Origin of the sequence: Ruminobacter sp. RM87, assembly GCF_000701925.1 — a bacterium.
Classification (GTDB): domain Bacteria; phylum Pseudomonadota; class Gammaproteobacteria; order Enterobacterales; family Succinivibrionaceae; genus Ruminobacter; species Ruminobacter amylophilus.
On the sequence record NZ_JNKD01000036.1, the window covers coordinates 19,202 to 30,759 of the forward strand.

At 43.3% G+C, this 11,558-nt stretch carries 10 protein-coding genes; 7 read left to right on the forward strand and 3 right to left on the reverse strand.

Features of this window, described 5'->3' with window-relative positions:
• Nucleotides 1-146: 146 nt before the first annotated feature.
• From T489_RS0108060 to ilvN, 3 genes are all read left to right on the forward strand, one after another.
• Nucleotides 147-3,209 (forward strand): D-2-hydroxyglutarate dehydrogenase YdiJ, encoded by a 3,063-nt coding sequence (locus T489_RS0108060; protein WP_031579545.1) that lies wholly within the window; start codon nt 147-149, stop codon nt 3,207-3,209.
• 358 nt (nt 3,210-3,567) lie between these two features.
• The gene (gene ilvB, locus T489_RS0108065) at nt 3,568-5,316 is read left to right on the forward strand and encodes a biosynthetic-type acetolactate synthase large subunit (RefSeq protein ID WP_031579546.1); all 1,749 of its coding nucleotides are present in this window, start codon (nt 3,568-3,570) and stop codon (nt 5,314-5,316) included.
• A complete protein-coding gene (ilvN, locus tag T489_RS0108070) occupies nt 5,316-5,813 on the forward strand; it encodes an acetolactate synthase small subunit (protein WP_031579547.1) in 498 nt (165 codons plus the stop codon). The genes ilvB and ilvN overlap by 1 nt, the downstream gene beginning before the upstream one ends.
• Before the next feature lie 106 nt (nt 5,814-5,919).
• Here ilvN and pepD read toward each other — a convergent pair whose 3' ends face one another.
• Together pepD and T489_RS0108080 are read right to left on the reverse strand one after the other, a co-directional pair.
• Nucleotides 5,920-7,380, reverse strand: coding sequence for a beta-Ala-His dipeptidase (pepD, locus tag T489_RS0108075; protein ID WP_031579548.1), 1,461 nt, complete (start codon nt 7,378-7,380; stop codon nt 5,920-5,922).
• A 339-nt stretch (nt 7,381-7,719) separates the two neighbouring features.
• Nucleotides 7,720-7,938, reverse strand: coding sequence for a hypothetical protein (locus tag T489_RS0108080; RefSeq protein WP_031579549.1), 219 nt, complete (start codon nt 7,936-7,938; stop codon nt 7,720-7,722).
• 211 nt (nt 7,939-8,149) lie between these two features.
• Between T489_RS0108080 and T489_RS0108085 the strand changes: the two genes are divergently transcribed.
• From T489_RS0108085 to T489_RS14660, 4 genes are all read left to right on the forward strand, one after another.
• Nucleotides 8,150-8,959 carry a tyrosine-type recombinase/integrase gene (locus T489_RS0108085; protein ID WP_198020445.1) on the forward strand — a complete coding sequence of 270 codons (810 nt, stop codon included), beginning with the start codon at nt 8,150-8,152 and terminating at the stop codon, nt 8,957-8,959.
• Nucleotides 8,960-9,002: 43 nt separating this feature from the next.
• Complete coding sequence (locus tag T489_RS0108090; protein WP_037319301.1) at nt 9,003-10,007, forward strand: DUF3644 domain-containing protein; 1,005 nt, start codon at nt 9,003-9,005, stop codon at nt 10,005-10,007.
• Between the two features lie 238 nt (nt 10,008-10,245).
• Nucleotides 10,246-10,542 (forward strand): hypothetical protein, encoded by a 297-nt coding sequence (locus T489_RS0108095; RefSeq protein ID WP_031579552.1) that lies wholly within the window; start codon nt 10,246-10,248, stop codon nt 10,540-10,542.
• Between the two features lie 68 nt (nt 10,543-10,610).
• Complete coding sequence (locus T489_RS14660; RefSeq protein ID WP_232218298.1) at nt 10,611-10,784, forward strand: hypothetical protein; 174 nt, start codon at nt 10,611-10,613, stop codon at nt 10,782-10,784.
• 537 nt (nt 10,785-11,321) lie between these two features.
• Here T489_RS14660 and T489_RS0108105 read toward each other — a convergent pair.
• The coding region (locus tag T489_RS0108105; RefSeq protein ID WP_031579553.1) for a hypothetical protein at nt 11,322-11,558 on the reverse strand (237 nt) is incomplete at its 5' end.

An 11,558-nucleotide genomic window follows, 5' to 3' on the forward strand; every position in this document is an offset into this window, starting at 1 on the left:
TCGCTGAAATGCCTGTTTTATTTGCAATTAATCACAAAAGTGAGAAAATAACATCAATTGTCTTGATTAAGCAATAATTTTTGTCATTGTTTCTCAAGTATGCATTCTTTCTAATTCTTCCTGATTATTTAACTACGGTGCAGAAGATGATTCCAAAGATAAATCCTGAAAGCAGTATAGATCCTGTATATCTGAATTATTTCAACAGATTAAAAGACGCCAACTTTCTCGGTGATATTGAATATTCTTATTCAAGCAGGCTGGCGGTAGCCACTGATAATTCCGTATATCAGAGACTGCCTCAGGGCGTTATCTTCCCTAAGAACAGGGATGACGTGGTTCTGGCCGTCAAACTTGCCTCAGAACCTGAATTCGCAGGACTCAAGTTTGCTCCGCGCGGTGGCGGTACAGGTACCAACGGTCAGTCTCTTACCGACTGGATCGTCATGGATCTTTCACGTCACATGAGAGACATCCGCGAACTGAATGTGAATGAACGTACCGTATTCGTTGAAGCAGGCGTAATCAAGGATTATCTCAATCAGCAGATAAAGCCTCACGGCCTGTTCTTCTCACCTGAGCTTTCAACCTCAAACAGAGCAACATTCGGCGGTATGATAAGCAACGATTCATCAGGACAGGGCTCTCTCAAATACGGCAAGACTTCTCAGCATGTTCTGACCGTGGAAGCCGTACTTCTTGACGGCTCTCTCGTGACCTTCGGACCTGTAAGCGGCGAAGCCCTGCAGGCGAAAATGAATCAGGAAAACATGGAAGGCCGCATTTACCGTACCGTGTACAATATTGCGAAGGAAAAGAGGGAAGAGATTTTAAAGACATTCCCTGATCTTAACCGTTTCCTTACCGGCTACGATCTGAAGCATGTATACAATCCGGAAACCGACACTCTTGATATTTCACGTATCATCTGCGGTGCTGAAGGTACTCTCTGTTTCATTACCGGAGCCAGAATTGATCTGACTCCGATACCAAGCTACAGATCTCTTGTGGTTATCAAGTACGACAGCTTTGATTCAGCCCTGAGACACGCCCCGGTTCTGGTTGAAGCCAATGCGCTTTCCGTTGAAACAGTGGATTCAAAGGTGTTCAATCTCGCCAAGCAGGATATCGTATGGCACAGCGTTAAGGAACTGATTAAGGAAGTTCCTGATAAAACCATGGACGGCATCAACATCGTTGAATTCGCAGGCTGGGACAATGAGCTTGAAGGTTCAAGAATGAAGTCTCTTACCGATTCTCTGGACAGGGATCTCGGAGCGTCAGGAAACACCAGGGGAATCATCGGTTATCAGACCTGTACCGAACTTAAGGATATTCTTGCCGTATACGCCATGCGCAAGAAGGCGGTAGGTCTTCTCGGAAATGCCGAAGGTGACGCCAAGCCGATAGCCTTTACCGAAGATACCGTGGTTCCGCCAAAGCATCTTGCCGACTATATTCAGGAATTCAGAGCTCTGCTTGACAGTCACAATCTGACATACGGCATGTTCGGTCATGTCGATTCAGGCGTGCTTCACGTAAGACCGGCTCTGGATCTGTGCAATCCGGAACAGGAAAAGACACTGCGTGAGATTTCCGATGCCGTAGTGGCTCTTACCGCAAAGTACGGCGGCATCATGTGGGGTGAACACGGCCGCGGCTATCGTGCCGAATACGGTCCGGAGTTCTTCGGCAGCCTGTTTGTCGAACTGAGAAAGGTTAAGGCGGCTTTCGACCCTGGCAACAGAATCAATCCTGGCAAGATCTGTGTTCCTTTCGGCAATGATACCGACAAGCTGGTAAGTGTTGACGATACCAAGCGCGGTTCATTTGACCGTCAGATTCCTGTTGAAGTAAGACACAGCTTCAGGGCTGCCGTAAGCTGTAACGGTAACGGTCTCTGCTTCAATTTTGACAAGACCGCTCCTATGTGTCCTACCTACAAGCTTTTAGGCGACAGAAGACAGTCTCCAAAGGGCAGAGCCGGACTGACAAGAGAATGGCTGAGACTTATGCAGCTTGACGGTGCGGATGTTCTCAGTGAGGAAAAGAAGCTTGATGAATCAGGTTTCAGTCTTAAGGCTTTCTTCGAAAAGGTGTCCAACACACTGAACGGGGATAACGTAAATGATTTCAGCCATGAAGTAAGAAACGTAATGGACTGCTGTCTTGCATGCAAGGCCTGTGCTTCAGCATGTCCGGTAAAGGTTGACGTGCCTGATTTCAGATCAAGATTCCTCAATCTCTATTTCAGCAGATATCTGAGACCTGCCGGAGATATTCTGGTGAAGAACATCGAACAGGTTACTCCATACATGGCGAAGGTTCCCCGTCTCCTGAACGCGGTTAACGGTCTGGCTCCGGTTAAGTTTATAACCAAGAAGCTCTGGGGATTTGTGGATGTTCCGGTGATGAGCTATCCGACCTTCAACACGCTGGTGAAGAGCACCGATGCCGAGTATCTTGACCTTGACAGAATGAACGGACTGAGTGCCGAAGAACGCGGAAAATACGTGATTCTGGTTCAGGATGCCTTTACCTCCGCATATGATGCCAAGGTTATTGCCGACTTTATCGTTCTTGCCTCAAAGATGGGCAGGAAGGTTGCCATTCTTCCTCTTAAGCCGAACGGGAAGGTGATGCACATCAGAGGCTACATGAAGGAATTCGCCAGAGCGGCCCGTTCAACGGCTGATTTCTTCAATCAGGTATACGGACTGGGAATTCCTATGGTGGGTATCGATCCGGCAATGACTCTCTGCTACAGGGATGAGTACAGAAAGATTTTAGGTGACAGCCGCGGAGATTTCGTGGTTCAGCTGACCCAGGAATGGCTTCTTGACAATCTTGACTCAATCAGACCTGTCAGTGCAGAAAAGGCTGGCCACGAATACTATCTGATGGCGCACTGCACTCAGAAGAGCCTCAAGCCGACAACTCATGCCGACTGGACCAGAATTTTTGCGACCGCGGGGCTTAAGCTGGTTCCGGTTCCTGTCGGATGCTGCGGTATGGCGGGGCTTTACGGTCATCTTAAGGCCAATGTTGAACGCAGTAAGGAAATCTATCGCGAAAACTGGGCTCCTGTATTTAAGAAGTATCCTATTGAATACTGTCTTGCTACCGGTTATTCCTGCCGTGAACAGGTACGCCGCATGGAGGAGAAGAACGTGCTTCATCCTCTGCAGGTACTCAGTACTCTGCTGTAGTCTGAAAACACCGGGGGGCCTTATTCCACGGCTGCTCAGATTCAGGTGTGAAACCGCGTCCCTAAAGGATGCGGTTTTGTTTATATTAGTTGAATTATATCGTTGTTTTTGTTATAAAGTACATGTAGTCTGAAGACTATCACGACACCGCATGAAAGTCTCCGTTGACCTTCATAAAGATTGTTTTCTTAAATAAATTTCATTTATGAAAATTATTTTTTTAGCGGATGGTTGTGCCGGCTAGTCAAGTAAGCTTATTGGATGCTTAAGACTCTTCCAGCTCGATCGAACTGATGAGTGGAGGTGGTCCTTGACTTCGTTTTTTCAGAAATTTTAATAAAGCCCGGGAGGCTTTTTTATGGAAATGTTATCTGGTGCCCAAATGGTTATTCGCACCCTGGAGGATCTGGGTGTAGACAAGTTGTTCGGATATCCTGGCGGCGGCGTTTTACATATTTATGATGCTTTACTTGAATCATCAAAGATAAAGCACATCCTTGTTCGTCATGAACAGGGGGCTTCACACATGGCCGACGGTTATGCACGTGCAACCGGTAAGGTTGGCTGTGTTCTCGTAACCTCAGGTCCTGGTGCCACCAACGTTATCACCGGTATTGCAACAGCATATGCCGACTCAATTCCTATGGTTATTTTAACCGGTCAGGTTGCAACAACCTTAATCGGTTCAGATGCTTTCCAGGAAGTTGACATGCTGGGTATTTCACGTCCGATTGTAAAGCACAGCTTTCTGTGCAAGAAGGCCACCGATATTCCTGAATACATCCGTAAGGCTTTCTATATCGCTTCAACCGGTCGTCCAGGTCCTGTTGTGGTTGATATCCCTAAGGATGCTCAGAACCCTCAGCTTAAGTTCCCTTATAATCCGGTTCCGTTAAGCGAAATCTCAATGCGCTCATACAATCCGACCACTGTAGGTCACAGAGGTCAGGTTAAGAGAGCTGCAAGAATGGTTGTTGAAGCCAAGCGTCCGATTCTTTATATCGGCGGTGGTGTAATTGCTTCAGAAGCTTCAGCCAAGGTTTACGATCTGGCTCACCGCTTCAATATTCCTGTAGTTACCACCCTGATGGCAATCGGTGCTTTCCCTGGCAGTGATGAACTTAGTCTCGGCATGCTCGGTATGCACGGCACCTATGCGGCCAACATGGCAATGCATAACTCAGATCTGATTATTGCCCTCGGTGCCCGTTTCGACGACCGTGTAACCAATAATATTTCCAAGTTCTGTCCTGAAGCCAGAATCATTCATGTTGATATCGATCCGTCTTCAATCTCCAAGTGCGTAGAGGTTGACGTACCAATCGTCGGTAACGTAAATACCGTTCTTGATCAGCTGAATGAAGCTCTCAAGGAACTTGAAGCCAACAACAATATCGACGAACAGAGAATGAAATCTGATTCAGAAGGCTGGTGGAAGCAGATCAACGGATTCAAGCAGGCTCATCCTCTTGAATACGCAAGTGACATCACTCCGGGCCTTCTCCATCCTGCAAAGGTTGTTGAAGAGGTTTACAAGGCTTCAAAGGGTGACGCGATTGTTGTTACCGACGTAGGTCAGCATCAGATGTTTGCCGCTCTGTACTATCCTCTGGAAAAGCCTCGCAGATTCCTGTCATCAGGCGGTCTGGGAACCATGGGTTACGGTTTCCCTGCTGCAATCGGTGCCAAGATTGCAAATCCTGACAGTGAAGTAGTATGCTTCACCGGTGACGGTTCATTCCAGATGAATCTTCAGGAACTTGCAGTATGTTTGCAGTACAACGTACCTGTAAAGGTTATTATCATCAATAACCGTTCACTCGGTATGGTTAAGCAGTGGCAGATGATGTTCTATAACGGACGTCAGAGCGAATCATACATGGATGCGGTACCTGATTTTGTTAAACTGGCTGAATCATACGGTCAGGTAGGTCTGAGAGTAAACAATGAATCAGAATTAAGCGATGTTCTTGCCAAGGCATTCTCAATCCATGACAAGACCGTAGTAGTTGATATCATTGCAGACCCTGATTCACGCGTATACCCAATGCAGATTGGTGGTGGTTCAATGGCTGATATGTTCTTAAGCAAGACGGAGCGTACATAATGAAACATATTATTTCAGTTCTTCTTGAAAATGAAGCCGGTGCTTTAAGCCGTGTTGTTGGTTTGTTCTCTCAGCGTGGTTTCAATATCGAATCACTGACTGTTGCTCCAACTGAAGACGATACTCTTTCCCGTATGACCATCGTAACCTGCTGTGACGATGATGAAGTTGAACAGATTACCAAGCAGCTTCACAAGCTGATTGACGTTCTGAAGGTATTTGATCTGGCTGATTCAGGTCATATTGAACGTGAAATCATGCTGGCAAAGGTTAGAGCAAATACCCGTGATCTTCGTGATGAAGTTAAGTCAATCTCTGATATATTCCACGGTCAGATTGTGGATCTTACTCCTGATCTGTACACCATTCAGGTGATTGGTACCAGTGAAGAGCTCAATAATTTCCTGACTGCAGTTTCTCAGGCTGTAGACATTGTGGAAATTATCCGCTCAGGCGTATGCGGTATTTCACAGGGTGAAAGATCTTTAAGACCGTAAGATCATTTTAAACAGACGACAACCCCGGATTTTTTCGAAGATCCGGGGTTGTTTTTTTGAGGCTTTGTCCTGAAAGAAGGAGTGTTTCAGGATCTGCTGCCTAGATTTAGATTGATTCCAGAATATGCTGAATCCACCTGTAGCATGTGTCCACTGAGGAAATGCGAACTCTTTCCTTTGTACTGTGAGCTCCGTAGATATCCGGACCTATGGAAATGACGTCCAGTTTCGGATTCAGTTTTTTGAAGAGGCCGCATTCGAGACCGGCATGGATAACAGTGGTTACTGAATCAAGTCCGGTGAGCTTACGATATTCTTCAGATGCCAGCTTCAGAAGTCTGCTGTCAAAATCCGGTTGCCAGAAAGTGTAACAGTCGTAGTGAGTGATCTTTGCTCTGCCGGAGGCAACGATATCGTTTATTTTCTTTTCGATTCCTGCTTTTCCCTCGGTGGTGGCATAACGGGCCAGAAGCTCAAAATGGAAGCGGTTGTTTTCCAGTCTGGCAACGCCCATATTGCAGGATGTCAGCGGGGTAACACCGTCATCGAGATATTCAGTTACCTTGGTATTGAGTGCCTTGAGTTTCAGTACGACATCGGTTGCTTCATCCGTCAGCATGAATGCAGGCATGGTATCAAGTCTGGTTACTTCAAAAGAAGCGTTTGAATCCGTTTCACTGAACTTGGTCTGCAGTCGGTTAATCATATCCTGAAGAGAATTTATGGATTTACCGATAAGGTGTTCAGGAATGCATAAAACCGCTGAGGCTTCTGAAGGAATGGAGTTTCTGACGGTTCCTGCCTTGAAATCCGAAATGCATACCTTGAATCCTTCATCCCTGAGAGAACTTATGAGGGAAAGGACTGCTCCGCCGCCGTTCAGTCTCTTTTTGTGGATATCGATGCCGCTGTGGCCGCCAAGACCGTTGGACATTCTGATTTCCAGTGCTTTGAATCCGGTGTCCGGTACCGCTTTGATATCAGGTTCGTATACGATATTGTATGAACTTCCTCCGGCACAGCCGATACAGATTTCACCGATATCCTCAGAATCGATGTTGATTGCGGTATCACAGTCGATGTCTTCAGCGGTAAGAGCAACAGCTCCCTTCATGCTGGTTTCTTCAGATACGGTAAACAGAGCCTTGATCCTTGGATGTCTGAGTGAGGCATCACTTAAAATGGCAAGAATTATGGCCATGCCGATGCCGTTGTCGGCTCCGAGAGTGGTACCGTCAGCGGCAACAAAACCGTCATCGGTAATGAGAGGGGTTACGGATTCCTTTTGAAAATCAAATTCCTTTTCGGCATCCTTGACTCCAACCATGTCCATATGTGCCTGAAGGAGTACGGACGGTCTGTTTTCCATACCGGAAGATGCAGGCTTTATAATATGTACGTTACCTGATTCGTTTCTGGCCGCCTCAAGTCCAAGCTTTTCAGCGGTATCCAGCAGAAACTGACCGATATTCTGTTCATGTCCTGATGTATGCGGAATCTGACAAATCTGATTGAAGTATGTCCACACCGCAGTAGGGGATAATGTTTCTAAAAGAGATTTTTCCATTGTCATGTATTCTTATTATTGGTTGTTGGAATAGCAATCGTCGATTATTGAAATTTATGCCTATTCTACCACTAATTGCCGTGATTCCCGCATTTTGTCTGCATAGTCTTTAAATAAATGCTACTGGCTCGGCATATCTGAATTATATTTTTTTCTATAAAAATGATAAAAGGCAGGCCCCGGGGATAATTTGCGGACCGTGATCATGAAATGCGGGGTGCCGTATCGTATGTCTGTTTCAGGTTATTGGTGTGTGACGGTTTTATGATGAATGCAGAGGACTGCACATAAAAGAAAAGCATATACGGAAGTATATGCTTTTCGTGAGGAAATAGCTGATTAATAGTTTCCGATATTTTTAGACTGAAGAGCGTCAACCGATAAATACATTTTGATGTAATTTCTGTTGGCCTCATCAGTAATAAAGAAATTATTGACTCTGTTTCTTCTTACGCAGTTTTCTGAAAAGTAACGTTCCACGTTTCCTTTTTCTTCTGAAAGCTTGGCAGGAACCGCTCTGCGCTTCTTGGCATAAGAGATAATATTATCTGATGACATGGATTACATTTACTCCGGATGCATATTTAAGACAGAAAATAAACTGGTTAATTATAGAACATTCGTTGAAATTGTCCATTGTTTTAGCATTGTTCATAAGGATTTTCTTCTGATTGTGCACCGGTTGATGCAGGACATCGGTACCCGGTGTTTCAGACAGCAACCGGAACAAGCTCTGTCAACTACCAGGCACCAATTAGGCTACGTCAGATTGATCAAAGAATGTTTTGACAAAACTCTTGTGTCAGAACTGAAAGAGAAACAGGTGTATGACTTCATAAGTTCAATCTTTGAAAAGACACCGATCACTGCGAAGTATACATTATGTGTGCTGAAAAGGGTACTCAATTACGCAAAGATTGTTTACAAGTTACAGATCCCAGACCTTTCTGAAATGCAGAATCTGTTCAAAGCACCACCTGTTAAACACAGAGCATCTCTTACCGAGGGAAATCTTGATGACAACATCATATCGATCTTTCTTGCATTAAAAAACAATACCAAGAACCAAAGCTATATAGATTTTACATACCTTGCTTTTTTGCTGTTGCTCCGGATGAATGAAGTCGGGCAAATTGAAAAGAAAAATATCAACTTCATTGACAGGGTTCTTTATATTGAGAAAACCAAAACGCTGAAAGACGGTTTCCGAGTTCCGATCACCGATGAATTGGAAAGAGTGCTCAGATACCTTATTACCAAGTCAGATGGTCAACGCATCTTTATAAGCAAAGACTCAAGGACACAGACAGGACGGTTTAATGCCTCCATGGTATCGGCAAGACTCAGGAAAAGTATTCAAGGTCAGTCGTTTCATGGAATTAGGTCAATCGGTAGACTTTGGATGCACCAGAACGGCATACCGTTCGAGGTAGCAGAATCTTGTCTGACTCACGTTGTCGGTTCTGCCGTTACCAGAGCATACCTGCGAACGGACTACTTCGAGGAACGCAGACAGGCCATGGAGAAGTGGCACAACTACCTGCACAATCTCCTGAAAGACATTGTCGTTTTGGAATAAAGAATTTAAGATAAAGAAAGACAGTTGAGTAATAGAGGTAATTATGACAATCCAAGAGCAGTTGATTGATAAGTCAAAAGAAGCGTTTGTTCTAGCAATAGAAATCTACAATAAGCCATCAATTAAGTATAGGCTGGAAGGCTTTAGTTTCTTTATCTGTAATGCCTGGGAATTGATGTTAAAGGCTTATATCATAAATAAGCATGGTGACGAGGCAATTTACTACAAAGATAAGCCTAATAGAACAATAAGTTTAGATCAGTGTGTGAAGTTAATCTTTACAAATGAAAAATCGCCGTTAAGAAGAAATCTGGAAAAGATTATAGAGCTGAGAAACACGAGTACGCATTTTATCACTGAAGAGTATGAAGCTGTATATGTATCGCTTCTTCAAGCATGTGTCTTTAACTATGTCGATAAGATGATGGAGTTTCATGATGTTGATATGACAAGAGTAATCCCAGAAAACTTTATTACTTTGTCTGTAAGATTAAAATCATTAAATGAAACAGAAATTCGTGGCAAATATGATTCACAAGTTGCCGAGCGATTAATACAGACCAATACAACTATACAGTCATTATCAGACGAGAATAACAGTACATTTTCGATCAAAGTTGAACATCTGTATTATTCCACCAAAAAGAGAGAAGAGGCTACAGAGGTATATCATATTGAGAAAGAGGCCAAAGATGGGATTCGTGTGATAAAAGAGATGAAAAATCCTAATGACACGCATAAGTACAATGCCAAAAGCTGTATTGAAGCAATAAACAACAAATTGCATAAAGACGGTACATACCCTATGTGTAAGGGGCAGAACGTTAAGATTAATAATTTCCACTTTATGAATTTCGTAAAATACTTTGATCTGAAGAGTAATGAAAGAATGTGCTTTGTTTTTGACAAACAGGCAAAACAGCCTCAATACAGATATTCTCAGCAAGTTATCGATTTTATATATGAAGAAATCAAGAAGAACCCAGAGACAATACTGGATGATTTGAGAGAAAAATTGAAGTTAAAAAAGTCAGGCAGTCAACCCTAGGAGCAAAGGATTCTAAGCACGAATGCCTACTCCCATTCGGGAACCCAGCTTTAATCCATCACAAGTTGACTTGCTTTAAGTATAGTAACAATGTAAAGAATAGTCAAGCTGATACAAAACAAACAAAGATCTGTATCAATAAACTATACCATTCAAGATGAGCAAAAAATAACGAGTATCAGAACGACGCTCGTCATTTTTTACACTAGATTACGAACTTCGTTACCAAGAAATATTCATGAAAGACAATTTCATGAAGGTTGAGAAGGTTGAAGTTGATGGTGTTGTCTTCTATCTGAGGGAAATAACCGGTGATTACTTCATGAAGTTTAAGGATGAGAAGGACAACTTCATGCAGACCTGCAGGATGATTCATGCTTCCTTATGTGATGAGAATGGTAAGCTTACCGAAAATCCTGCGGATTTTAACGAATTCATCAAGGTTGTACCTAACAAGACCATGATTGCGCTTGCTGAAGAATTTGCAAAGCTGAATTCATTTGAAAAGAAGGAAGCCGAGTTAAAAAACTCGTAAAATCTGATTACACATTCAGACTTGCGGTAAGGATAGCGAGAGAGATTCACAAACCAATAACGGAAGTGTTGAGCTATCCTATTACGGTGCTTCATTATTGGGGTGCTGTTTATCTTGAGGAATATTATCAGGAGCACCCTGAAGAGCGTCGCAGAGCACGTAACAGTAGAGCTCTTACAGATGATGAATGTGAATCAGAGCAGGCAAAATTTAAGCTTCTTATGATGAAGAAAGGCAAATGATAACCGAAAACTATTGAACCACATTGATTTTTATATATAATTAATTGAAGGACAATATTTTTTGAGGTGATGTATGAGTGATTATTCATATCTTTGTTGTGGGGGCAGAGAAGTTCCTGGGGATAATTTATTTGTACAAAAGATTGTCCGTTTTTTGATTGATTTTCCTACATGGACATTGATAGGTATTGCTCTTGCCTCCTTGTATGGGATGATATTTATTGACGAATCTAGGCACTATAGCGGTGAACCGTTTGGGTTGGCAGTATTTTTGTTTCATGCATTCAATTTTATAGCGTTAATCGGATTGTATTGGTCTCGGCACCTGTATGTTCGGATTTCGCGGATATTCAGAAGAGTGTTTCGCGTAACGTCAATATATTAAAATTTGAATTTTCTACAGAAGCTCGCTCCGGCGAACTTTTTTATTTGGAGGTATAAATGGCCGCTTTTATCCCCAAATTTTGCTAGTTTTAACCGATCTAGTATAAAAACTAGTTCTATCAAATCCCTCCACAGAGAGGGATTTTTTCATTTCTAGAGCTTTTCGTAGTCGGAGATTTCCAACTCAGAGAACTCCTCATCAAGTTCATCCATAAGAGAAACGTTCAAATCCTCTTGGCATTCCTGTTGTGCAAGTTCTTCGCTTGGCACCGGGATATCCATTGCATGTAACAGTTCCTTAAGTCCGCCAACAATTTCCGTATAATAATTACCGAAGCTGAACTGAGTCATTTCTATAGTATTCAATTTATCAATTACCGCAGAATCGCT

Excerpts from the sequence above, each read along its gene's own strand:
- T489_RS0108060 (WP_031579545.1), top strand. The coding sequence starts at position 147 with ATGATTCCAAAGATAAATCCTGAAAGCAGTATAGATCCTGTATATCTG.
- ilvB (WP_031579546.1), top strand. The coding sequence starts at position 3,568 with ATGGAAATGTTATCTGGTGCCCAAATGGTTATTCGCACCCTGGAGGAT.
- ilvN (WP_031579547.1), top strand. The coding sequence starts at position 5,316 with ATGAAACATATTATTTCAGTTCTTCTTGAAAATGAAGCCGGTGCTTTA.
- pepD (WP_031579548.1), bottom strand. The coding sequence starts at position 7,380 with ATGGAAAAATCTCTTTTAGAAACATTATCCCCTACTGCGGTGTGGACA.
- T489_RS0108080 (WP_031579549.1), bottom strand. The coding sequence starts at position 7,938 with ATGTCATCAGATAATATTATCTCTTATGCCAAGAAGCGCAGAGCGGTT.
- T489_RS0108090 (WP_037319301.1), top strand. The coding sequence starts at position 9,003 with ATGACAATCCAAGAGCAGTTGATTGATAAGTCAAAAGAAGCGTTTGTT.
- T489_RS0108095 (WP_031579552.1), top strand. The coding sequence starts at position 10,246 with ATGAAAGACAATTTCATGAAGGTTGAGAAGGTTGAAGTTGATGGTGTT.